Raw genomic sequence first — 22,530 nt, 5'->3', positions numbered from 1 at the left:
GGGACGACGACCGCATCTTTCGGAGGCGCCCCATGGCTTCGCCCGCCCACGACCTCGGTCCGGCACTCGACCAGGACGGCGTGCGGCTCACCGTCGACGACGCGATCGCCACGGTGACGCTGACCAACCCGGCCAAGCGCAACGCGCAGAGCCCCGCTCTGTGGCGGGCGCTCGCCGAGGCCGGTCGGCTGCTGCCGGGCACCGTCCGCGCCGTGGTGCTGCGGGCCGAGGGCAAGTCCTTCTCGGCCGGGCTCGACCGGCAGGCGTTCACCCCCGAGGGCTTCGACGGCGAACCGTCGTTCATGGACCTCGCGCGGGGCGGCGACGCCGAGCTGGACGCGGCCATCGCCGAGTACCAGGAGGCGTTCACCTGGTGGCGGCGCAGCGACCTCGTCTCGGTCGCCGCCGTGCAGGGGCACGCCATCGGGGCGGGCTTCCAGCTGGCCCTCGCCTGCGACCTGCGGGTCGTCGCGGACGACGTGCAGTTCGCCATGCGCGAGACCAGCCTGGGCCTGGTGCCGGACCTGACGGGCACGCACCCCCTGGTGTCCCTGGTCGGGTACGCCCGCGCGCTGGAGATCTGCGCGACCGGGCGGTTCGTCACCGCCGAGGAGGCCGTGAGCACCGGCCTGGCCAACCTCGCCGTGCCCGCGGACCAGCTCGATCCCACCGTGCACGACCTGGTGTCGGCGATCCTGGCCGCACCGCGCGACGCGGTCGTCGAGACCAAGGCGCTGCTCCAGGGCGCCCTGACGCGGGACTACGAGGCCCAGCGCACCGCCGAACGCGCCGCCCAGGGGCGCCGCCTGCGCGACCTGGCCGGGCTCGGCGAGTAACGGCGCCCCGAGCCTCTCAGCCGACGGCCGTCACCACCACCGCCACCGAAGGGCGGTCCGGCAGGGCCTCGGCCACCACCGCGCGAACCCGCCGGGCCACCTCGACGGCCCGGTGGTCCGCGTGCACCGCCAACTCCACCCGGACATGCCGGCGCGGCAGGGCCCCCTCCCGCGCCGGCGGCCGGGTCACATGCACCGGGCGGCCCAGTACGCCCGTCAGCCGGACCACGCCCGGCACCGCCCGCACCACCCCGGCGACCCGGTCCTCGTCCCCGCCGACCGCCCCGCCGTCCTCGCGCCCGCCCACGTCGGGGGTGTCGGCGGGTCCCGGCTCCGGCCCGGCGCCGGGCCCACGGCCGGGTGCCGTACCCGTACCAGTGGCCGCGCCCACGTCGTCCAGACCGGTCACCCGCAGATCCACGTCCGCCGCCGCGAGGCCCAGCCGCCCCTGCGCCGCGTCCGCCAGCGCCGCACGCAGGCGGGCCGCCGTCACCGGCAGCGGCTCCGCGGTCGCCGCCGGCCCCACGACCGCCGCGAAGCCGGCCGTCACCCGCAGCGCACCGGGCGGCAGCGCGCCCGGCGGAGGCGGCACGGCCGCCTCCCGGGTGTCGTCCGGGTCCGCGAGACCGATCCGCAGGTCACCCGGGCGTACACCGGGCACCTCCCGGGCCGCCGCCAGCAGCACCTCCCGGGCCGCGCGCTCGGCGATCCACGCCCCGTCCTCCGGGCCGCCCAGCGGCAGCAGCCTGCCGAGACCCAGCCGCTCCCGCACCGTGCGCGTCCACCCGTCCGCCGTCGTCATTCCTCCAGCCTGCCGCATCCGTGGCGCGCGTCACCGCAACCCCGCCTAACGTGGTCACAGGACTACGACCGAAAGGGACGTACGGCGATGAGTGACATGGAGAGCCACCGGAGCGGGCAGGACACGATCGACACCCCCGGGGCGGCCAAGGGCCAGACGATGCGGCGCGGCGGCGGGGACCCCGGCTCCCGGGGACGGACCACCATCGCCGACGGTGTCGTGGAGAAGATCACTGGAATGGCGGCACGGGACGTCGCCGGTGTGCACGCGATGGGCAGCGGGATGTCCCGCACCTTCGGCGCCGTGCGCGACCGGGTGCCCGGCGGGACCAAGTCCGGGGTGACGCGCGGAGTGAAGGCCGAGGTCGGCGAGAAGCAGACCGCCCTCGACCTGGAGATCGTCGTCGAATACGGCGTGTCGATCGCGGACGTGGCCCGCGACGTACGGGAGAACGTGGTGGCGGCGGTGGAGCGGATGACCGGCCTTGAGGTCGTCGAGGTCAACATCGCGGTCAGCGACGTGAAGCTGCCCGACGAGGAGGACGAGGAACCGGAGCCCCGGATCAAGTGACGCGGACACCGACCGGACACTGGCCGCACACTGACTGAACGGTGGATGAAACGGTGAATGAGGGGAGCGCGCCATGAGCATGGCCGTGGTCGGCATGATCGCCGGCATGGCACTGGGCTTCGCCGGATACTTCGGCGGATTCGGTGCCTTCCTGCTGGTGGCGGCCCTGGGGGCCGTCGGGTTCGTCGTCGGCCGCTTCCTGGAGGGGGACATGGACCTCGGTGACTTCTTCCGCGCCCGCGACGACCGGCGCCGGTGACCGGCGTGAGCGAGGGGGCCGGTGAGCTCCTCGAACCCCTGGCCCGCGTGGCGCCGGGCGAGCGCGGTGCCACACGGATCGCCGACCGGGTCGTCGCCAAGGTCGCCGCACGGGCGGCACGCGAGGCGCTCGGCCCGCTCCACCCGGACGCCGAACGGCCGTACGCCACCGTCGACGTCCACCACGACACCGCCCGCGTCCGGGTCCACCTGGAACTCGACTACCCGTGCGACATCGGCGCCCGCTGCGGCCGGGTGCGTCACCAAGTGGTCCAGCGGGTACGTGCGTTGGTGGGCATGGCGGTGCCGGAAGTCGCCGTCCAGGTGGAGCGGCTGCACCTGTCGGCGGAATACGGCGCGAGGCACGGGAGGACGCGATGAGCGAGCCCCAGGGCGCCGGGACGGGAGAGGGCAGCACCCAGCGCCTGCCCGTCGTGGAACGCGGCACGGAACCGGGCGCGGCCCCGTCCCTGGAGAAGCACGGAGCCGACCTGCCGGACGCCTCGGACGGCGGACGGGCCGGCCGCTTCTGGTCCGCGCGCCGCGTCCCCGCCGGCCTCGTCGCCCTGCTGCTCCTGCTCCTCGCCGGGGCCTTCCTCTACGACGTCGTCGCCGTGCGCGCCGGCCGGACCGCGCTCGGCTGGCGCCGCGACCTGGCCCGGCAGCTCGCCGAACGGCCCGTCGACGACACCTGGGTGCTGGTCGGCGCGGGAGTCGCCGCGGCCCTCGGGCTCTGGCTGCTCCTGCTGGCCCTCACCCCCGGACTGCGCCGGGAGCTGCCGATGCGCCGCACCCACCCGGACGTACGCGCCGGGCTGCACCGGGACGCCGCCGCCACGGTGCTGCGCGACCGGGCCATGGAGGTCTCCGGTGTGCAGTCGGCGCGGGTGCGGCTGCGCCGCCGCAGGGCCCACGTACGGGCACTGTCGCACTTCAGGGAAGTGGACGACGTACGGTCCGAACTGGACGGCGTGCTCGACGACGCGGTGCGCGGCCTCGGCCTGGCCCGGCCGCCCGCCGTGTCGCTGCGGGTGGCGCGACCCGGACGGAAGGGGTGAGCGCGGTGCTCAGAACGGTGAACCGGGTACTGACCGCACTGGCGGGCCTGATCCTGCTGGCTCTCGGCGGCACGGTACTGGCCGTGGGCTTCGACGCCCCCGCGCCCTCCTGGTGGGTCCACCAAGGACCGCACGACGTGCTGCTGAGCGACGCCGAACGGACCCGCTGGCGGGACGCCGGCTGGTGGTGGCCGGTCGTCATCGCGGCCCTCGCCGTCCTCCTGCTGCTCGCCCTGTGGTGGCTGGTGGCGGTGGTGCGCCGCCGCAGGCTCACCGAGGTCCTCGTCGACACCGGGGACGGCGAGGGCGCCACGCTGCGCGGCCGGGCGCTCGAAGACGTCCTCGCCGGTGAGGCGGACCGCGTGGACGGGGTCGAACGGGCCGCCGTACGGCTCACCGGCCGCCGCGACGCCCCGGCGGCCCGCGTCCGGCTGCTCCTGGCCCCCCACGTGGACCCCGGCACCGCCCTGCACGACCTCACCACCCGGGCCCTGACCCACGCCCGCGAATCGGCCCGCCTCGCGTCCCTCCCGGCCGAGGTCCACCTCCGGGGCGTCAAACACGGGGCGGAACGGGTCAGCTGAGGGCGCCCCAGGCCGACGAGGACCGCGGTCCTGCCCTCCTAGAACCCGTGCCGCACGCCGCCGTCCACCGGCAGCATCACGCCCGTGACGTACGACGCCGCGGGGGAGAGCAGGAACGCGCACGCGCGGCCGAACTCCTCCGGGGCGCCGTAGCGGCGCAGCGGGATACGGGACTCGGCGGCCGCCCTGGTCGCCTCCGGGTCGGCGGACAGACCGTCCAGCTCGCGCACCCGGTCGGTGTCCACGCGGCCCGGCAGCAGACCGACGACGCGGATGCCGCGCGGGCCCAGCTCGTCGGCGAGGGACTTGGCGAAGCCCGCCAGCCCGGGGCGCAGGCCGTTGGAGATGGTCAGGCCCGGGATCGGCTCGTGCACCGAGCCCGACAGCACGAACCCGATCACCCCGCCCTCCGCCAGCTCGGCCGCCGCCGTCCGGGCCAGCCGCACCGCGCCGAGGAACACCGACTCGAACGCCGACTGCCACTGCTCGTCAGTGTTGTCGGCGACGAACCCCGGCGGCGGCCCGCCCACGCTGATCAGCACGCCGTCGAACCGGCCGAAGCGCTCACGGGCGGTCGCGATCAGCCGCCCGGCGGCCTCCGGATCGGCGTTGTCCGCGGCCACCCCGACCGCCCCCGGTCCCAGCGCCGAGGCCGCCTCGGCGACGCTCGTCCCGTCCCGCCCCGTGACGACCACCTTCGCCCCGTCGGCGACCAGCTCCCGCGCGGCGGCGTTGCCCAGGCCCCGGGTGGCACCCGTGACGACGTACACCCGGTCCTTCAGTCCAAGATCCATGGCCCCTATCCTGCCTTCTCGTCCCCGAACAGGGCGAGGGCCGTGTTCACCAGGCCGACATGGCTGAAGGCCTGCGGGAAGTTGCCGAGGTGATGCCCGGTCACGGGGTCGTACTCCTCGGCCAGCAGACCCACGTCGTTGGCGAGTGCCACCAGCCGCTCGAACAGCTCCCGGGCCTCCTTCGTCCGGCCGGTCGCGTGCAGCGCGTCCGCGTACCAGAACGAACACACCAGGAACGTCCCCTCGCCGCCCGGCAGGCCGTCGACGGGATCGCCCTCGGTGCTGTAGCGCCGCACCAGGCCGTCCCGGGTCAGCTCCGCGCCGATCGCGTCCACCGTGCCGACCACGCGCGGGTCGTCCGGCGGCAGGAATCCCACGCGCCCGATGAGCAGCACCGAGGCGTCCAGCTCCCGCGAGCCGTAGTACTGGGTGAAGGTGTTGCGCACCGGGTCGTAGCCCTTCTCGCACACCTCGCGGTGCACCTCCTCGCGCAGCGCGCGCCAGCCGTCGAGGTCGCCGCCGCCCAGCTCGGGATGGTCCTCCAGTGTGCGCACCGCCCGGTCCAGGGCCACCCACGTCATCACCTTCGAGTGCACGAACGGCCGGCGCCCGCCCCGCACCTCCCACAGGCCCTCGTCCGGTTCCCGCCACGTCGTGGCCAGGAACTCCACCAGGGCGCACTGCAGCTCCCACATCTGCGGCCGGGGGCGCATCCCCGCCAGCCGGGCCAGCGACAGGGAGTCCATGACCTCGCCGTACACGTCCAGCTGGAGCTGGTTCACGGCGTCGTTGCCGATGCGCACGGGCGCGGACCCGGCGAAGCCGGACAGCCACGGCAGCTCGAACTCGGGCAGCCGGCGCTCGCCCGCCACGCCGTACATGATCTGCAGGTCCGCCGGGTTGCCCGCGACCGCGCGCAGCAGCCAGTCGCGCCAGGCCTCGGCCTCCTCCAGGTAGCCGGCCGACAGCAGGGCGCCCAGGGTGAGGGTGGAGTCGCGCAGCCAGCAGAAGCGGTAGTCCCAGTTGCGCACGCCGCCCGGTTCCTCCGGCAGCGAGGTGGTGGGGGCGGCCACGATGCCGCCGGTGGGCTGGTACGTGAGCGCCTTCAGGGTGATCAGGGAGCGGACCACCGCGTCCCGGTGCGGACCGTCGTAGCGGCAGTGCGCCGCCCACTCGCGCCAGTCCTCGACGCTGTGCTCCAGCGACACGTACGGGTCGATCAGGGGCGGCCGGGGCTCGTGCGAGGGGTGCCAGGTCAGCACGAACGCGACCTTCTCGCCCGCGGCGACCGTGAACGACGCGTGCGTCCCGAAGTCCTGGCCCCAGCTGTGCACCTCGGGCTCGCTGCGCAGCCACGCCGAGTCCGGCCCGGCGACGGCCACCCGGTGCCCGTCGGACCTGCGCACCCACGGGACGATCGAGCCGTGGTCGAAGCGCAGCCGGAGCACGCTGTGCACGGTCACCTCGCCGCTCAGGCCCTCCACGATGCGGACGAGGTCGGGGGCGCGGTCGCGCTGGGGCATCAGGTCGGTGACGCGGACCGCGCCGTCCTCGGTCTCCCACTCGGTGTCCAGGACGAGGGTGTCCGGCCGGTAGGCGCGCCGCGTGCAGCGCTCGGCGCCCTCGGGGGCGATGCGCCAGTGGCCGTTGTCCTCGTCGCCGAGCAGTTTGGCGAAGCAGGCGGCCGAGTCGAAGCGGGGCAGGCAGAGCCAGTCCACGGAGCCGTCCGTGCCGACCAGGGCGGCGGTCTGCAGATCGCCGATGAGCGCGTAGTCCTCGATGTGGGGGTGCACGGGTTGACCTCTTCCCGGCCGGAGCCGGAGCAATCGGGTCCGCCCGCGTCCGCCCGTATCGCGGCTACACCGCCGCGGGTTCCGCCTCCGCGGGCCGCACGTCCTCGGCGGTCTCCCGGTCGCGCTTCTCGCGGCGGACCAGGAACCACCAGCCGACCGGTACGGCCGCGGCGAACAGCCACCACTGGATGGCGTACGCGAAGTTCAGCGCGGCGTTCTCGTTGCCTGGCTTGCCGATCGGCTCCGGGGTGCCGTTCTTCGGCTCGGGCGTCTTCAGGACGACGTATCCGCCGAGCACCGGGGCGTCCAGGCGCTCGGCCTGCTGCTCGCTGTTGATGAGCATGACCTGCCGGTCCGGGAGGCCCTGGAGGTCCTTGATGCCGCTCGCCTCGGTCGTCTCGTCGGGCATCAGCCGCCCGGTGAGGGTCAGCTCGCCCCGGGGCGGCGCGGGGACCTTCGGGAACGCGGTCTGGCTCGCGCCGTCCGCGGGGATCCAGCCCCGGTTGACCAGCAGGACCTTGCCGTCGTTCAGCACGAAGGGGGTCAGTACGTGGTAGCCGATGTTGTCGTCGGAGTCGGTGCGGCGGCGGACGACGACCTCGCGGTCCGTGTCGAAGCGGCCCTGCGCCGTGACGGTGCGGTACCGCTCACGCGTGGTGATGTGCGCGCCGGGTGCGGTCAGTGACTCCACGGGCACCGGCGAGGCCTCGAGCGCGTGCGCGACCAGGTCGTTCCGGGCGGTGCGTTCCTCGTAGCGGTGCATCTGCCAGAAGCCCAGCCGGATCATCGTGGGGATGAGCAGCACGGCCACCAGCGTGAGGATCACCCACTGGCGGGACAAGAGGAAGCGGTACACCCCACGAACGGTACAACTCGGTCGTGGGGCGTCACGCGGCGGGTACGGGCTCGCGCCCGTCGGCCGGGCTCAGACCTTGTCGACGATCCCCGCCCTCCCCTCCGCGCGGGCGCAGTGGGCGCCGCAGAACCAGTGGCCGTCGACCTCGACGCCCTGGCCGATGATCTGCACCCGGCAGTGCTCGCAGATGGGGGCCATGCGGTGGATCGCGCAGGAGAAGCAGTCGAAGACGTGCACCGCTCCCTGGGCGTGGACCTCGAAGGACATTCCGTAGTTGTTGCCGCAGACTTCACATGTCGCCATGCGCCACAGGGTGGGCCGTCGCCGTGAACGCGGGCCAGCGGGCGCCGGGCGAGTCGCCCGGAATCACCCGTCCGCAGGCTCGACGTCCGCGAGCAGCTGCCCGAACGCCGCCTCGTCCACCACCGGTGTGCCGAACTGCCGGGCCTTGACCACCTTGGAGGTGCCCGAGTTCGGGTCGTTGGTGACCAGCAGGCTGGTCAGCCGGGACAGGCTCGTCGCGACGTGCAGCCCGGCCTCGACGGCGCGGTCCTCCAGCAGGTCGCGCTCGACGGAGGTGTCACCCGAGAAGGCGACCCGCATGCCCTGCTTGAGTCGTTTGCCCTCTTCGTACCGGCCCGGGTTGGGATGGGGGCAGGCGGGCCTTTTGCGGGAGGGACGCCAACTGTTCGGCCGGTGGCTTCCGTAGCCCGCCTGCTGCCCGATCCGGGGCGTGGGCCGGTCCGACCACTCGGTCAGCGGCCGGCACTCGTGCAGCGGCAACCGCACGTCCCCGGCCGCCGCGGCGAGCAGGCTCGGCCGGAACGCCTCCGCCAGCACCCGCGCGTCGTCCAGCGCGTGGTGCGCCCGCTGCTGCACGACGCCGAAGTGCGCGGCCAGCGACTCCAGCTTGTGGTTGGGCAGCGGCAGGTCCAGCGCCTTGGACAGGGCGATGGTGCACAGCCGTTGACGCACCGGCGCCTCGCGCCTCGCGCGCGCGTACTCACGGGCGATCATCTGCCAGTCGAAGACCGCGTTGTGCGCGACGAGGACCCGCCCGTCGAGCCGGGCCGCGAACTCCTCGGCGACGTCCGGGAAGAGCGGCGCGTCCCGGAGCACCTCGCTCGTCAGACCGTGTATCCACACCGGCCCGGGATCGCGCTGCGGATTGACCAGGGTGTACCAGTGGTCCTCGACCTCGCCGCGGGCGTCCAGCCGGTAGACGGCCGCCGAGATGATGCGGTCGTCGCGGGCCAGGCCGGTGGTCTCCACGTCGACGACCGCGTACCCCTGCGGATACGCGGCCGGCCACGCCGTGGCGGGCGGCGCTGCGGTCGTGCGGTCTTCGAGCATGGTCAATGAGGATACGGGCCGGGACCGACACTCCGGACCCGCAGGTGCCCCGTGCCGTCAAGTTCCGGGCGCCAGGGGAGCGTTGCGGCACCTGGCGGGCGCACTCATCCCGCACTCACCACCGGATGGGCACCGGAAGGGCCGTCAGGAGCCCCGACACGGCCACCACCACGCCCAGGGCGACGACCTCCGCGCGCGCGGGGGAGCAGGCGTCCAGCGGGTCGGCCGCGCGGCTCAGCCGGATCCTGGCCCACAGCGCGAGGACGGCGACGGCGGCCACCAGGAGCACCTTGGCGAGCAGGACCCGCCCGTACGCGGTGTCCGTCAGCTGGTCCAGGATCGTGCCCGCCGGCATCCGGCGCAGCGAACTGCACACTCCGGTCGCCGTGAGGACCGCCAGCAGGACGGCCGCCACGCGCGCGTAGAGCCCCAGCAGGGCCGGGCCCGCCTCCGCGCCCCGCCACCGCCGCAGCACCCGCAGCACGTACAGCAGGCCGCCCGCCCACAGGGAGGCGCAGGTCAGATGGACGAGGGTCAGACCGGAGCCGAGCAGCGGGCTGTACTCGGTCGTGGGGTGCGCGCGAAGCGCGTCCGCGACGACCACCGCGGCCAGCGGCCACACCTGGAGTCCGGGCCGCCGCGAGGTCGCGCACAGCCAGGCCGCGAGGAATCCGTTGACCTCCAGGAGCGCGAGCTTGCCGTCGCGGGACTCGTAGAGACCACCGACGTCGATGTCGGCGACGGAGCCCGGGACCAGATTGCCCGTGGCCACCACCGAGGCCAGCCCCAGCGCGGCGACGAGACCGGCGACGGCCGCGTACGGCGACCAGCTGCGGGGCCGGTCCGGGGGAGCGCCCGGCAGCGACCGGGCCAGGCGGTTGACGAAGAGTTCGCCGAGCGGGACGCTCAGCGCGGCGAAGAGCACCGTGCGCAGCAGGGCGATGCCGCCGGTGCCGGGCGCCTCGGCCTCCCCGGTGCCGTGCAGCGCGGGGGACGGGCCGAGCACGGGTATCAGCGCGCCGAGCGCCACCAGGACGAGTACGGCCATCGTCCGGCCGGTCCCGGAGGGCCGCGAGTGGCGTCCGGTGCCGACGGTCCGGGACGGGGGGCGTATCGAGGTCACCCCAGGATCTTCACCAAGTCACCAGATCCGGGCAAGTTCCGCCGTCGCCGTCATGAGCCCCCTGCCGCGTCGGCCGCGGACGCGTCCCGCGGGTGGGAAGCGGCCGACCACCACAGCCGCACCTCCTTGCGCACGTCCGTGGGCCGCAGCTCCCACCCCTGGGCGAGGGCGACTTCGGCGACGTACCGTCCGCCCACGCCGCGATAGACGCGCAGGGGTATCTCGCACTCCACGGGCGGCCGGGCCTTCTTCGGCCGGCGCGGGGCGGAGGCCTGCCCGGTCCAGTTGCCCACCACCTTCTCGACCCGTGCCCGGTAGTAGGGGACGTCCCCCTCGTGCCGCAGCTCGGGCCACGTCACACACCAGGAGCCAAGCCGGGCGATTCCGCCGAGGGTGTGGTCCATGAACCGCATGTAGCCGCGTCCGAAGCCCTCGCTGACCGCCGCGATCGCGTCGGCGAACAGACCCACCACGAAGAGGACCGCGGCCACCGCCAGCCAGAACGCGCACAGCAGCGGGAAGAACAGCAGGGTCGCGACGAACTTCAGGGCCAGCGACCAGCGGGGGCGCACCGGTTCGGGGGCCCAGGTGGCGGGGTCTTCGTAGGTCTCCATGACGCAGATACTGCCGCACGGCCAGGGGGCGGCGGACCGGGTGAAGACCGGACCGCCGCCCCCGCGTCACGTGCGGGTACGGGTACCGGCTACCAGGTCACCGCGTCCAGCGCGTCGGTCATGCCCCAGCCGTAGAAGCCGTTGCGGTTCTTGGGGCCCTCGCACACCGCGTCGACCTTGCCGTCGCCGTCGATGTCGTACGGCTTGGTGCACGCCGTGGCGTCGGCCTCGGCGTACAGCAGGGCCTTGACCATGGCGGGAGAGGCCTGCGGGTGCGTCGACTTGATGAGGGCGGCGACGCCCGCGACGTGCGGCGAGGCCATCGACGTACCGGCCATGTAGCCCCACTTGCCGCCGGGCAGCGTGCCCAGGATCAGTCCGCTGGTGGCGGGCGGCTGAGGCGTCTGGTAGGCCGTCGAGTCGCCGCCGGGCGCGGCGATGTCGATGACGCCCCGGCCGTAGTTGGAGAAGGACGACTTGAGGCCCTTGGCGCCGGTGGCCGCGACGGTCACGACGCCGGGCAGCTGGGTCGGGATGTCCAGGCACTCCGACGGGTCGACCGTCCGGTCACCGGGCGTGGTGTCGTTCGGCGAGGACGGGTCGGTGATCTCGTCGGAGGCGAGGTCGTAGTTCTCGTTGCCGGCCGCGGCGACGTTGACCGCGCCCTTCTTCTCCGCGTACCGCGAGGCCCGCGAGACGGCCTCGACGAGCGCCTTCTGGTCCGGGTCGTCCTTGCAGTTGAAGTACCACGGGTCGGTGTAGTAGCTGTTGTTGGTCACGTCGACGCCGTGCTCGGCCGCCCACATGAAGCCGCAGACCACGGCCTCGGTGTAGAAGAAGCCGTCGGGGTTGGAGACCTTGATGCCGGCGACCTTCACCCCGGGCGCCACACCGGTCATGCCGACGCCGTTCTTGGCGGCGGCTATCTCCCCGGCCACGTGGGTGCCGTGCGGGCTCTCCGCCGCGCTCGGCCGCCAGGCGCCGTCGGTGGTGTCCGGCTTGCCCGCGACGCAGTTGACGGACGCCTGCCGGTCGAAGTTCGGGGCGATGTCCGGGTGGGTGTCGTCGACGCCGGTGTCGATGACGGCGACGGTCACCTTCTTGCTGCCCAGCGACTTCTCGTGCGCCTTGTCCGCCTTGATGGCGGGCAGGTCCCACTGCAGCGACTCCAGCGGGTCCTGGCTCTCGGCCTTCGCGGAGGAGGCCTTGGCGGCGGCCAGTTCCCTGCCGCTGAGCACCTGCGGCGCGCCCGTGTCCGTGGTGGCGGCCGAGGGCAGCGGCGCGGTGCGGGTGGCACCGGCCGACTGCACGCCGCGCACCTTGCGGACGGCCTGGGCGAAGTCGGGGTTGGCGGAGTGGACGACGATCACGCCAATGCGGTCGTACGAGGTGACGATCGTGCCGCCCGCCTTGGCTATCGCCCGCCGCAGGGTGTCCGAAGGGCGGTGCCCGGGGGCGACGTTGACGACGTAGCTGAGCGAGGTCGCGTCCGCCGCCGTCGAGGGGGCGGCTGCCTCCGCCGCGGGGGCCGCGGCGGCCGGGGTGCCCGGCAGGAACGCCAGCGAGGCGGCCACGGCCAGTCCGGCCGGGATCGCGAGGGCGCGGCGGTGACGCGGGTGGGGAGCGGTCATGCGTGGTGTCTCCAGTCCGTCGGGAAAGCTCGGAGGACGAGCCCGCGTCTGGAGCGCGGGTCGCGCGGGAAGCGCAGATGATCCATGGGGTCTCCACATCATCCGGCAAACGGCACCGGCCCGGGACACGGGTGAACGGCCCGGGCAGGTACATGACGTAGTGGTGCAGGGTGAAGCTATCCCCCGGAGTCGCTGGCCAGCAATGACCCACCGAGGGTGACTTCGGAAAGTGCCACGGGCGTTGAACCGGTCCCCGCGGGGCGCCGTGTCGTTGGACAGGGAACCCGAGCACGATCGGTTCCCTGCGAGAACACCGAGGTCCAAGCCGTCATGTCCGTCGTACGAGGAGACTCCGTGGCCACCGACGCACCACCCCCCGCGAAAGGGGAACGCCCGCTTCCGTCCGCCGAGGAGTTCTCCGAAGTGCAGCAGAGCGCTGAGTTCGCCGAACTGCGCCGCTCCTTCCGCTCCTTCGCGTTCCCGCTGACCGTCGCCTTCGTGGCCTGGTACCTGCTCTACGTGCTGCTGTCGAACTACGCCGGCGGCTTCATGGGCACCAAGCTGTTCGGCAACATCAACGTCGCGTTCGTCTTCGGCATCGCCCAGTTCGTCACCACGTTCCTCATCGCCTGGTGGTACTCGCGGCACGCCGCCGCGAAGCTCGACCCCAAGGCCGAGGCCATCAAGTCCCGGATGGAGGGCGGCGCATGAGCCCCGCACAGTCCGTATTCGCCGCCGAGCTGGCCGCCAACGAGGCGAGCGAGCACCGGCCGCTGATCATCACGCTCTTCGCGGTCTTCGTGCTCGCCACGCTCGGCATCACCGTGTGGGCCGGCCGCCAGACCAAGGACGCCGCCGACTTCTACGCGGGCGGCCGCCAGTTCAGCGCCTTCCAGAACGGCCTCGCCGTCTCCGGCGACTACATGTCGGCGGCGTCCTTCCTCGGCATCGCCGGCGCCATCGCCCTCTTCGGCTACGACGGCTTCCTGTACTCCATCGGCTTCCTGGTTGCCTGGCTGGTCGCCCTGCTCCTGGTCGCCGAGCCGCTCAGGAACTCCGGCCGCTACACGATGGGCGACGTCCTCGCCTACCGGATGCGCCAGCGTCCGGTGCGCACCGCCGCCGGCACCTCCACGATCGTCGTCTCGATCTTCTACCTGCTGGCCCAGATGGCGGGCGCGGGCGTACTCGTCTCGCTGCTGCTCGGCATCACCTCCGACGCGGGCAAGATCCTCATCGTCGCCCTCGTCGGCGTCCTGATGATCGTGTACGTCACCATCGGCGGCATGAAGGGCACCACCTGGGTCCAGATGGTCAAGGCCGTGCTGCTGATCGGCGGCACCATCCTGATCACCTTCCTGGTGCTGCTGAAGTTCGACTTCAACATCTCCGACCTGCTCGGCAAGGCCGCGGAGAACAGCGGCGCGGGCTCCGCCTTCCTGGAGCCCGGCCTCCAGTACGGCGCGACGGGCACCACCAAGCTCGACTTCATTTCCCTGGGCATCGCCCTGGTGCTCGGCACCGCCGGTCTGCCCCACATCCTGATCCGCTTCTACACGGTGCCCAACGCCAAGGCCGCCCGTAAGTCCGTGAACTGGGCGATCGGCATCATCGGCGCCTTCTACCTGATGACCATCGCCCTCGGCTTCGGCGCGGCGGCGCTCGTCGGCAAGGAGGAGATCACCGCGTCCAACCCGTCCGGGAACACGGCGGCGCCCCTGCTCGCGCTGCACGTGGGCGGCGTCGACTCGGCCTGGGGCGCGATCCTGCTCGCCACGATCTCGGCGGTGGCCTTCGCGACCATCCTCGCCGTCGTCGCCGGCCTCACCCTCGCCTCGTCCTCGTCCTTCGCGCACGACATCTACGCCAACGTCATCCGCCGGGGCCAGGCCACCGAGAAGGAGGAGATGCGGGCGGCCCGCTGGGCGACCGTCTTCATCGGCATCGTCTCCATCGCGCTCGGCGCCCTCGCCCGCGACCTGAACGTGGCCGGACTGGTCGCGCTGGCCTTCGCGGTCGCCGCGTCCGCCAACCTGCCGACGATCCTGTACAGCCTGTTCTGGAAGAAATTCACCACCCAGGGCGCCCTGTGGTCGATCTACGGCGGCCTGATCGTCGCCGTCGGCCTGGTGCTGTTCTCACCGGTCGTCTCCGGCGACCCGACGGCGATGTTCCCGGACGTCGACTTCGCCTGGTTCCCGCTGAAGAACCCGGGCATCATCTCGATCCCGTTCGGCTTCCTGATGGGCTGGCTCGGCACGGTTCTGTCGAAGGAGGAGCCCGACAAGGCGAAGTACGCGGAGCTGGAGGTCCGGTCCCTGACCGGCACCGGAGCGCACTGACGCCCCCGCCCGACCGCTACCGGCGCGGCCGCTCGTAGATCCCTACGACGCGGCCGCGTCCCGCGTCGTGGGATCGGGCCGCTGTCGATGTCGGACCCGTCACGTAGGCTCGACGGTGTCGGAGGAGAAGAAGTGCTCCGCCGATCCGCGTCGAGGGAGGGGGCCCACGTGCTCATCGACACCTACGGCCGAGTGGCCACCGACCTGAGGGTCTCGCTCACCGACCGCTGCAATCTGCGCTGCACCTACTGCATGCCCGAAGAAGGCCTCCAGTGGCTGGCCAAGCCCGATCTGCTCACCGACGACGAGATCGTCCGCCTCATCGGCATCGCGGTCACCTCCCTCGGTATCGAGGAGGTCCGCTTCACCGGCGGCGAGCCGCTGCTGCGCCCCGGCCTGGTCGGCATCGTCGAGCGCGTCGCCGCCCTGGAGCCGCGCCCCCAGATGTCCCTGACCACCAACGGCATCGGCCTCAGGCGCACGGCGACGGCCCTGAAGGCGGCGGGTCTGGACCGGGTCAACGTCTCCCTGGACACCCTGCGCCCGGACGTCTTCAAGACCCTCACCCGGCGCGACCGCCACAAGGACGTCCTGGAGGGCCTGGAGGCCGCCCGCGAGGCCGGACTGACCCCGGTCAAGGTCAACAGCGTCCTGATGCCGGGGCTGAACGACGACGAGGCCCCCGACCTGCTGGCCTGGGCCGTCGAGCACGACTACGAACTGCGGTTCATCGAGCAGATGCCCCTGGACGCCCAGCACGGCTGGAAGCGCGAGGGCATGGTCACCGCCGGAGACATCCTGGCCTCCCTGCGCACCCGCTTCGAGCTGACCGCCGAGGGCGCCGGGGAGCGCGGCTCGGCCCCGGCCGAACGCTGGCTGGTGGACGGTGGGCCGCACCGCGTCGGCGTCATCGCCTCCGTCACCCGCCCGTTCTGCTCGGCCTGCGACCGCACCCGCCTGACCGCGGACGGCCAGGTGCGCACCTGCCTGTTCGCCACCGAGGAGACCGACCTGCGCGCGGCCCTGCGCTCCGACGCCCCCGACGAGGAGATCGCCCGCATCTGGCGCCTGGCCATGTGGGGCAAGAAGGCGGGCGCGGGCCTCGACGACCCGACGTTCGTCCAGCCCGACCGCCCGATGTCGGCGATCGGAGGCTGAGCGCAGGCTGAGCAGAAGGCCGGGGACCAGTCCTAGGACCGGCCGGAGTCCTCGGGCGCTTCCCACTCGCTGAGCGGGACCACGTCCTTCAGGAAGCCCCGCACCCCCAGGAACTGGGACAGGTGCTCGCGGTGCTCGTCGCACGCGATCCACGTCTTGCGGCGTTCCGGGGTGTGGAGCTTGGGGTTGTTCCACGCCAGCACCCACACGGCAGGGGTGCGGCAGCCCTTGGCGGAGCAGATCGGGGTGGTTTCGTCACTCACAGGTTCGTCTCGCAGATCCACGCACAAGGCCCGCACACAAGGCGACGCCGAGCAGCCACGGGGGGAGCTGCCCGGCGTCGGTCCGTCGCTCCGACGGGGGATGCGGAGCGCGTACGAAGTATGTCACGGCCCACCCATCGCCCGGCACCGGAACAACACGATTCATCTGAGCAGTTCTTCGGTCTGGCGCGGAATCGACGCCACCGCAAAGGGGGCGCACCGGTCACGGCCGACCGCGCGACTCACCGCCCGCACCGGGCGCCGGATCGGCGGCGGCGCCCTCCGGGACGGATTCCGCCGCACCGTCCCCGGCCCGCGGCGGCATGATCATCGGCGGGGTCGGCACCGTCATGAACGTCGACGGCAAGGATGGCGCGTTCTCACGCCCGGCGTTGGCGATCACCACCGCGATGTACGGCAGGATCGCCCCGAGGACCAGGGCCACGATCGCGACGTGCCGTTCCACGTTCCACAGGCAGACCGCGAGGATCACCGACGCCGTACGGACCGACATCGAGATGATGTACCGCCGCTGCCGCCCGCGCACGTCCTCCTGGAGGCCCGTCCGGGCCCCGGTGATCCGGAACACCTCGGCACTGCCGCCGGCACTCTGCTTCCGCATCTGGTTCCACCATCCGCCCGCATCGGACTCTCCCCGCCCCGCTCTCGTCCGCGGCCGCTCGGGGACTCCGGTCCCGGACAACTCACCACGTTACGCCGCGTCTGCGCCGCCCACGAGACCGGGGCACCCCCGATCCGGCCGCGCCGCGTGCGCCGCCCGGCGTAGGCACCCGTACCACGTTCGGCCGAACGCGGCATGCGCCGACCGCGGTACGCCCGAACACTGGTGGCAATGCTCGCGTAGAGCCGGACGAGGAGGCAGCCATGGGCTGGTTGTGGGCGATCATCGTGGGATTCGTGCTCGGCTTGATCGCCAAGGCGATCATTCCCGGCAAGCAGCACATGCCCCTGTGGCTGACCACCATCTGCGGCATGATCGGCGCGATCATCGGCAACGCGATCGCTCGCGCGGCCGGCGTCGACGCCACCTCCGGCATCGACTGGTGGCGGCACGTGTTCCAGCTGGTGGCGGCGATCATCGTCGTCGGCCTCGGCGACGCGGCCTACACGGCGATGCGCGGCAACAAGCGGCGCGAACGGGCCTGACCGTCCCCAGGGACCCGGGCAGGGCGAAGGGGCGGACTCCGACAGCCGTGCGGCTGCGGAGCGCGCCCCTCGCGCGTGCGCCCGCTCAGGCGCCGGTGATCTCCACCGCGGCCAGGTTCTTCTTGCCGCGGCGCAGTACCAGCCAGCGCCCGTGCAGCAGGTCCTCCTCGGCGGGGACGGCGTCCTCGCCGGTGACCTTGGCGTTGTTCACGTAGGCGCCGCCCTCCTTCACCGTGCGGCGCGCGGCGGACTTGCTGGCCACCAGACCCACCTCGGCGAACAGGTCGACGACCGGGGCCGGCTCGGCGATCCGGACGTGTGGCAGCTCGGAGAGGGCCGCGGCCAGCGTCCGCTCGTCCAGCTCCGCCAGCTCGCCCTGGCCGAAGAGGGCCTTGGACGCGGCGATCACGGCGGCGGTCTGGTCGGCGCCGTGCACCAGCGTCGTCAGCTCCTCGGCCAGCGCGCGCTGCGCGGCCCGCGCCTGCGGCCGCTCCTCGGTCTGCCGCTCCAGCTCCTCCAGCTCCGCACGAGAGCGGAAGGACAGGATCCGCATGTACGTCGAGATGTCCCGGTCGTCCACATTCAGCCAGAACTGGTAGAACGCGTACGGCGTCGTCATCTCCGGGTCGAGCCAGACGGCGCCGCCCTCGGTCTTGCCGAACTTGGTGCCGTCCGCCTTGGTCATCAGCGGGGTCGCGTAGGCGTGCACGGACGCGTCCGGCTCCAGCCGGTGCAGCAGGTCGAGGCCGGCCGTGAGGTTGCCCCACTGGTCGCTGCCGCCCTGCTGCATCGTGCAGCCGTACCTCCGGTAGAGCTGGAGGAAGTCCATCGCCTGGAGCAGCTGGTAGCTGAACTCCGTGTAGCTGATGCCCTCGGAGGACTCCAGGCGCCGGGCCACGGAGTCCTTGGTCAGCATCTTGTTGACCCGGAAGTGCTTGCCGATGTCCCGCAGGAACTCGATCGCCGACAGGCCCTCGGTCCAGTCGAGGTTGTTGACCATCACTGCGGCGTTCTCGCCCTCGAAGGACAGGAACGGCTCGATCTGCCCGCGCAGCCGCTGGACCCAGCCCGCGACGGTCTCCGGCGAGTTCAGCGTGCGCTCCGCGGTCGGGCGCGGGTCGCCGATCTGGCCGGTGGCCCCGCCGACCAGCGCCAGCGGCCGGTGCCCGGCCTGCTGGAGCCGGCGCACGGTGAGCACCTGCACCAGGTGCCCCACGTGCAGGGACGGCGCGGTCGGGTCGAAACCGCAATAGAACGTGACGGGACCGTCCGCGAGAGCCTTGCGCAAAGCGTCCTCGTCGGTGGACTGGGCGAACAGCCCGCGCCACTTCAGCTCGTCGACGATGTCCGTCACGGTTCTCGTGTCTCCTACGTGCTCATGCGTGCTTGATGATCTTCAGGCAGTCGGGTGACGGCCGCCTACGAGGTTATACGCCCTGGCTGACAGAGCTCATATTGAAATCCGGGACCCGCAGCGCCGGCATCGCGGCCCTGGTGAACCAGTCGCCCCACTCCCTGGGCAGCGTCTTCTCCGTGCGCCCGGCCTCCGCGGCCCGCCCCAGCAGGCCCACCGGCGACTCGTTGAACCGGAAGTTGTTCACCTCGCCGACGACCTCGCCGTGCTCGACGAGGTAGACCCCGTCCCGGGTCAGCCCGGTCAGCAGCAGCGTCGCGGGATCGACCTCGCGGATGTACCAGAGGCAGGTCAGCAGCAGCCCGCGCTCCGTGCTCGCGATCATGTCGTCCAGGGACCGGTCGGGGTCGCCGCCGTCCAGGATCAGGTTCCCGATCGCGGGTGCCACCGGCAGCCCGGCCAGACCCGCGCCGTGCCGGGTGGTCGTCAGCCGGTGCAGCTCGCCCGCGCGGATCCAGTCGGTCGCCGTGACCGGCAGCCCGTTGTCGAACACCGACTGGTCGCCGCCCGAGGAGTGCGCGACCACGAACGGCGCGCTCTCCAGACCCGGCTCGTGCGGATCACTGCGCAGCGTCAGCGGCAGCGCACCGAGCCGCTCGCCGAGCCGGGTGCCGCCGCCGGGCTTGGAGAACACCGTGCGCCCCTCGACCGCGTCCCGCCCGGAGGCCGACCAGTACAGGTAGATCAGCAGGTCCGCGACCGCCGTGGGCGGCAGCAGCGTCTCGTACCGCCCCGCGGGCAGGTCCACCCGACGCTCGGCCCAGCCGAGGCGTACTGCCAGCTCGGCGTCGAGGGCCGCCGGGTCGACGTCCTTGAAGTCCCGGGTGGCATGCCCCGCCCACGCCGACCGGGTCCGGTCCGGCGACTTGGCGTTCAGCTCCAGCGTCCCGTTCGGCTGGTCGTGCCGCAGCCTGAGCCCCGTGGACGTACCGACGTACGTCGACGTCATCTCGTGGTTCGCGAACCCGTACAGCTCCCGGCCGCCCGCACGCGCGCGGGCGAACGCCTCCCCGAGCGCCGGCGCGAAGTCGGCGAACACCGCCGACGAGGTCTCGGCGGGCGCGTCGGTGAAGTCCGGCGCCGCGGGCCTGCCCGTGACCAGCGGCTGCGCGTCCTCGGCCGGACCGGCGCCCCGCGCGGCGGCCTCGGCGGCGCGCACCAGGGGCTCCAGTTCGTCCGCGGTCACGGCCGAGCGCGACACGACCCCGGACGCCGTGCCCTGCTGCCCGTCGACGGTGGCGACGACGGTGAGCGTGCGCCCGCGCGTGACGCCGTTGGTGGTGAGCGCGTTGCCCGCCCAGCGCAGGTTGGCGGTGGACTCCTCGTCGGCGATGACGACGCACCCGTCGGCCCGGGACAGCTCCAGCGCCCGCTCGACGATTTCGTGCGGCTTGTTGCTGCGGGCGCTCATCGACCGGCCTCCTGCGTCGTGTTGAGGATGTTGACTCCCTTGAAGAGGGCGGACGGGCAGCCGTGCGAGACGGCCGCGACCTGTCCCGGCTGGGCCTTGCCGCAGTTGAAGGCACCGCCCAGGACGTACGTCTGCGGGCCGCCGACGGCCGCCATGGACCCCCAGAAGTCGGTGGTCGTCGCCTGGTACGCCACGTCCCGCAGCTGCCCGGCGAGCCGCCCGTTCTCGATCCGGAAGAACCGCTGCCCGGTGAACTGGAAGTTGTACCTCTGCATGTCGATGCTCCAGGACCGGTCCCCGACGACGTAGATCCCGCGGTCGACACCCCCGATCAGGTCCTCCGTCGACAGCCCGCCCGGATCGGGCCGCAGCGACACGTTGGCCATGCGCTGCACCGGCACGTGCGCGGGGGAGTCGGCGTAGGCGCACCCGTTGGACCGCTCGAACCCGGTGAGCCGCGCGATCCGCCGGTCGAGCTGGTACCCCACCAGCGTGCCGTCCTTCACCAGGTCCCAGGACTGGCCCTCGACGCCCTCGTCGTCGTACCCGATGGTCGCCAGACCGTGCTCGGCGGTGCGGTCGCCGGTCACGTTCATCAGCTCGGAGCCGTAGCGCAGCTTGCCGAGCTGGTCGAAGGTGGCGAAGGAGGTCCCGGCGTAGGCGGCCTCGTAGCCGAGGGCGCGGTCCAGCTCGGTGGCGTGCCCGATGGACTCGTGGATGGTCAGCCACAGGTTCGACGGGTCGACGACCAGGTCGTACAGCCCCGCCTCGACGCTCGGCGCGCGCATCTTCTCCGCGAGCAGCTCCGGGATCTCGGCCAGCTCCGCGTCCCAGTTCCAGCCGGTCCCGGTCAGGTACTCCCAGCCCCGCCCGGCCGGCGGCGCCAGCGTGCGCATGGAGTCGAACTCGCCGCTGGAGTCGTCCACCGACACGGCGGTGAGCACCGGGTGCAGCCGCACCCGCTGCTGCGTGGTCACGGTCCCGGCGGTGTCGGCGTAGAACTTGTTCTCGTGCACGGTGAGCAGCGAGGCGTCCACGTGGTCGACCCCGTTCGCCGCCAGTAGCCGCGCGCTCCAGTCGGCCAGCAGGGCCGACTTCTCCGCGTCGGGCACGGAGAAGGGGTCGATGTCGTACGCCGAGACCCAGGTCCGGTCGGCGTGCACGGGCTCACTCGCCAGCTCCACGTGCTCGTCCGACCCGGCGGCGCGGATCACCTGAGCGGACAGCTTGGCCATCGCCACCGCCTGCGAGGCGACCTTCGCGGCCGCGTCCATGGTCAGGTCCACACCGGACGCGAAACCCCACGTACCGCCGTGCACCACCCGCACCGCGTACCCGAGGTCGGTGGTGTCCGAGGACCCGGCGGGCCGGGCGTCCCTGAGCCGCCAGGAGGCGTTGCGCACCCGCTCGAGGCGGAAGTCGGCGTGCTCCGCACCCAGGGCACGCGCACGGGCGAGGGCGGCGTCGGCTAGGGCGCGTAGGGGGAGTGCCGTGAAGGCCTGGTCGATGCTGTGAGGCACCTGCGTCTCTTTCTGTCGGCGTGGCCGGTCGTCTGCCGCGACACCGGGGGCTGCGCCGCATCATGTCGCGTCGGGGGACCGGCGACCACACCTTTCCCGCCGCGCCGGGCAACGGTTCTGTAGGGACCCGACAGACAGCCCCGTAAGCCACTGTGGGTGCCCGAGTCTCTCAGCGGGGCCCGGGACCGATAGGTTTTCGAGGAAGCCGCCTGCCGTCGCCGCCCGCCGTACGGGTGAGCGGGCGGGTGGACGACCGCTAGGGAAAGGGTGATCCGTTGAGCCGCTCGGTTCTCGTCACCGGAGGAAACCGGGGCATCGGCCTCGCCATCGCCCGCGCTTTCGCCGACGCCGGCGACAAGGTCGCGATCACGTACCGTTCGGGTGAGCCGCCGGAGGGCTTCCTGGCCGTCAAGTGCGACATCACCGACACCGAGCAGGTGGAGCAGGCCTACAAGGAGATCGAGGAGACGCACGGTCCCGTCGAGGTCCTGGTCGCCAACGCCGGTGTCACCAAGGACCAGCTCCTGATGCGCATGTCGGAGGAGGACTTCACCTCCGTCGTCGAGACCAACCTCACCGGCACCTTCCGCGTGGTCAAGCGCGCCAACCGCGCCATGCTGCGCGCCAAGAAGGGCCGCGTCGTCCTCATCTCCTCGGTGGTCGGGCTGCTCGGCTCGGCGGGGCAGGCGAACTACGCCGCCTCCAAGGCCGGCCTGGTCGGCTTCGCGCGTTCCCTCGCCCGTGAGCTGGGGTCGCGCAACATCACCTTCAACGTCGTCGCGCCGGGCTTCGTCGACACCGACATGACCAAGGTGCTCACCGACGAGCAGCGGGCCAACATCGTGTCGCAGGTGCCGCTGGGGCGGTACGCGCGGCCGGAGGAGATCGCCGCGACGGTGCGGTTCCTCGCCTCGGACGACGCCTCGTACATCACTGGAGCCGTCATCCCCGTTGACGGCGGACTGGGAATGGGTCACTGAACA

Annotated in this window: 25 protein-coding genes; 11 read left to right on the top strand and 14 right to left on the bottom strand. The window is 72.6% G+C overall.

Translation table 11 applies throughout. From position 1 onward, the window contains the following. Nucleotides 1-32: 32 nt before the first annotated feature. Nucleotides 33-836 (top strand): enoyl-CoA hydratase/isomerase family protein, encoded by an 804-nt coding sequence (locus ACGH52_RS09695; protein ID WP_059301870.1) that lies wholly within the window; start codon nucleotides 33-35, stop codon nucleotides 834-836. A gap of 16 nt (nucleotides 837-852) precedes the next feature. Here ACGH52_RS09695 and ACGH52_RS09690 read toward each other — a convergent pair whose 3' ends face one another. Further along, nucleotides 853-1,638, bottom strand: coding sequence for a nucleopolyhedrovirus P10 family protein (locus tag ACGH52_RS09690; RefSeq protein ID WP_076973734.1), 786 nt, complete (start codon nucleotides 1,636-1,638; stop codon nucleotides 853-855). Between the two features lie 87 nt (nucleotides 1,639-1,725). Between ACGH52_RS09690 and ACGH52_RS09685 the strand changes: the two genes are divergently transcribed. The 5 genes from ACGH52_RS09685 to amaP all read left to right on the top strand — a co-directional run bounded on the left by ACGH52_RS09685 (nucleotide 1,726) and on the right by amaP (nucleotide 4,108). Further along, nucleotides 1,726-2,208 carry an Asp23/Gls24 family envelope stress response protein gene (locus ACGH52_RS09685; RefSeq protein ID WP_059301872.1) on the top strand — a complete coding sequence of 161 codons (483 nt, stop codon included), beginning with the start codon at nucleotides 1,726-1,728 and terminating at the stop codon, nucleotides 2,206-2,208. Nucleotides 2,209-2,281: 73 nt separating this feature from the next. Next, nucleotides 2,282-2,467, top strand: a complete 186-nt coding sequence (locus tag ACGH52_RS09680; RefSeq protein ID WP_059301873.1) for a hypothetical protein — start codon at nucleotides 2,282-2,284, stop codon at nucleotides 2,465-2,467. Beyond that, nucleotides 2,464-2,847, top strand: coding sequence for a hypothetical protein (locus tag ACGH52_RS09675; RefSeq protein ID WP_076973732.1), 384 nt, complete (start codon nucleotides 2,464-2,466; stop codon nucleotides 2,845-2,847). The genes ACGH52_RS09680 and ACGH52_RS09675 overlap by 4 nt, the downstream gene beginning before the upstream one ends. Further along, a complete protein-coding gene (locus ACGH52_RS09670) occupies nucleotides 2,844-3,524 on the top strand; it encodes a DUF6286 domain-containing protein (RefSeq protein WP_210976840.1) in 681 nt (226 codons plus the stop codon). The genes ACGH52_RS09675 and ACGH52_RS09670 overlap by 4 nt, the downstream gene beginning before the upstream one ends. Then, nucleotides 3,521-4,108, top strand: a complete 588-nt coding sequence (gene amaP / locus ACGH52_RS09665) for an alkaline shock response membrane anchor protein AmaP (protein WP_399938605.1) — start codon at nucleotides 3,521-3,523, stop codon at nucleotides 4,106-4,108. The genes ACGH52_RS09670 and amaP overlap by 4 nt, the downstream gene beginning before the upstream one ends. A gap of 38 nt (nucleotides 4,109-4,146) precedes the next feature. On the opposite strand, the gene ACGH52_RS09660 is transcribed toward amaP, so the two are convergent. From ACGH52_RS09660 to ACGH52_RS09625, 8 genes are all read right to left on the bottom strand, one after another. Continuing rightward, nucleotides 4,147-4,902 carry an SDR family oxidoreductase gene (locus ACGH52_RS09660; protein ID WP_121703205.1) on the bottom strand — a complete coding sequence of 252 codons (756 nt, stop codon included), beginning with the start codon at nucleotides 4,900-4,902 and terminating at the stop codon, nucleotides 4,147-4,149. Between the two features lie 5 nt (nucleotides 4,903-4,907). Further along, nucleotides 4,908-6,695, bottom strand: coding sequence for a glycoside hydrolase family 15 protein (locus ACGH52_RS09655; protein ID WP_399938602.1), 1,788 nt, complete (start codon nucleotides 6,693-6,695; stop codon nucleotides 4,908-4,910). 64 nt (nucleotides 6,696-6,759) lie between these two features. After that, a complete protein-coding gene (locus ACGH52_RS09650; protein ID WP_121703207.1) occupies nucleotides 6,760-7,551 on the bottom strand; it encodes an SURF1 family protein in 792 nt (263 codons plus the stop codon). A gap of 69 nt (nucleotides 7,552-7,620) precedes the next feature. Further along, the gene (locus tag ACGH52_RS09645) at nucleotides 7,621-7,854 is read right to left on the bottom strand and encodes a hypothetical protein (RefSeq protein WP_051777537.1); all 234 of its coding nucleotides are present in this window, start codon (nucleotides 7,852-7,854) and stop codon (nucleotides 7,621-7,623) included. 63 nt (nucleotides 7,855-7,917) lie between these two features. After that, on the bottom strand, nucleotides 7,918-8,904 hold the full coding sequence (locus ACGH52_RS09640; RefSeq protein WP_399938600.1) for a DEDDh family exonuclease: 987 nt from the start codon (nucleotides 8,902-8,904) through the stop codon (nucleotides 7,918-7,920). Between the two features lie 115 nt (nucleotides 8,905-9,019). Next, nucleotides 9,020-10,027, bottom strand: a complete 1,008-nt coding sequence (locus ACGH52_RS09635) for a CopD family protein (protein WP_399938598.1) — start codon at nucleotides 10,025-10,027, stop codon at nucleotides 9,020-9,022. Nucleotides 10,028-10,077: 50 nt separating this feature from the next. Further along, a complete protein-coding gene (locus tag ACGH52_RS09630) occupies nucleotides 10,078-10,641 on the bottom strand; it encodes a hypothetical protein (RefSeq protein ID WP_076973725.1) in 564 nt (187 codons plus the stop codon). Between the two features lie 89 nt (nucleotides 10,642-10,730). Next, entirely contained in the window at nucleotides 10,731-12,272 is a 1,542-nt protein-coding gene (locus ACGH52_RS09625) for a S8 family serine peptidase (RefSeq protein WP_399938596.1), read from the bottom strand. Between the two features lie 354 nt (nucleotides 12,273-12,626). Between ACGH52_RS09625 and ACGH52_RS09620 the strand changes: the two genes are divergently transcribed. From ACGH52_RS09620 to moaA, 3 genes are all read left to right on the top strand, one after another. Beyond that, the gene (locus tag ACGH52_RS09620; RefSeq protein ID WP_059301884.1) at nucleotides 12,627-12,983 is read left to right on the top strand and encodes a DUF485 domain-containing protein; all 357 of its coding nucleotides are present in this window, start codon (nucleotides 12,627-12,629) and stop codon (nucleotides 12,981-12,983) included. Next, nucleotides 12,980-14,614, top strand: a complete 1,635-nt coding sequence (locus ACGH52_RS09615; protein WP_059301885.1) for a cation acetate symporter — start codon at nucleotides 12,980-12,982, stop codon at nucleotides 14,612-14,614. The genes ACGH52_RS09620 and ACGH52_RS09615 overlap by 4 nt, the downstream gene beginning before the upstream one ends. Before the next feature lie 168 nt (nucleotides 14,615-14,782). Then, nucleotides 14,783-15,772, top strand: coding sequence for a GTP 3',8-cyclase MoaA (gene moaA / locus ACGH52_RS09610; RefSeq protein ID WP_059301886.1), 990 nt, complete (start codon nucleotides 14,783-14,785; stop codon nucleotides 15,770-15,772). A 32-nt stretch (nucleotides 15,773-15,804) separates the two neighbouring features. On the opposite strand, the gene ACGH52_RS09605 is transcribed toward moaA, so the two are convergent. Next, nucleotides 15,805-16,035 (bottom strand): hypothetical protein, encoded by a 231-nt coding sequence (locus ACGH52_RS09605; protein ID WP_123622973.1) that lies wholly within the window; start codon nucleotides 16,033-16,035, stop codon nucleotides 15,805-15,807. 223 nt (nucleotides 16,036-16,258) lie between these two features. Beyond that, nucleotides 16,259-16,657 carry a DUF3099 domain-containing protein gene (locus ACGH52_RS09600; RefSeq protein WP_399938593.1) on the bottom strand — a complete coding sequence of 133 codons (399 nt, stop codon included), beginning with the start codon at nucleotides 16,655-16,657 and terminating at the stop codon, nucleotides 16,259-16,261. Between the two features lie 263 nt (nucleotides 16,658-16,920). Here ACGH52_RS09600 and ACGH52_RS09595 point away from each other — a divergent pair, with 263 nt between their 5' ends. Beyond that, nucleotides 16,921-17,202: a GlsB/YeaQ/YmgE family stress response membrane protein gene (locus tag ACGH52_RS09595; protein ID WP_059301889.1), complete on the top strand. Its 282-nt coding sequence runs from the start codon at nucleotides 16,921-16,923 to the stop codon at nucleotides 17,200-17,202. A gap of 85 nt (nucleotides 17,203-17,287) precedes the next feature. Here ACGH52_RS09595 and tyrS read toward each other — a convergent pair whose 3' ends face one another. From tyrS to ACGH52_RS09580, 3 genes are all read right to left on the bottom strand, one after another. Beyond that, the gene (tyrS, locus tag ACGH52_RS09590; RefSeq protein ID WP_121703214.1) at nucleotides 17,288-18,556 is read right to left on the bottom strand and encodes a tyrosine--tRNA ligase; all 1,269 of its coding nucleotides are present in this window, start codon (nucleotides 18,554-18,556) and stop codon (nucleotides 17,288-17,290) included. Nucleotides 18,557-18,629: 73 nt separating this feature from the next. Beyond that, the gene (locus ACGH52_RS09585) at nucleotides 18,630-20,027 is read right to left on the bottom strand and encodes a metallopeptidase TldD-related protein (protein WP_121703215.1); all 1,398 of its coding nucleotides are present in this window, start codon (nucleotides 20,025-20,027) and stop codon (nucleotides 18,630-18,632) included. After that, entirely contained in the window at nucleotides 20,024-21,547 is a 1,524-nt protein-coding gene (locus ACGH52_RS09580) for a TldD/PmbA family protein (protein ID WP_121703216.1), read from the bottom strand. Before ACGH52_RS09580 ends, ACGH52_RS09585 begins: the two co-directional genes overlap by 4 nt. Before the next feature lie 275 nt (nucleotides 21,548-21,822). Between ACGH52_RS09580 and fabG the strand changes: the two genes are divergently transcribed. Next, nucleotides 21,823-22,527, top strand: coding sequence for a 3-oxoacyl-[acyl-carrier-protein] reductase (gene fabG / locus ACGH52_RS09575; protein ID WP_059301893.1), 705 nt, complete (start codon nucleotides 21,823-21,825; stop codon nucleotides 22,525-22,527). The last annotated feature ends 3 nt before the right edge of the window (nucleotides 22,528-22,530 follow it).

The sequence above is a fragment of the Streptomyces sp. BBFR25 genome (genome assembly GCF_044590125.1).
GTDB classification, from domain to species: Bacteria; Actinomycetota; Actinomycetes; order Streptomycetales; family Streptomycetaceae; genus Streptomyces; species Streptomyces canus_D.
This window is presented reverse-complemented; position numbering and strand designations above follow the sequence as displayed.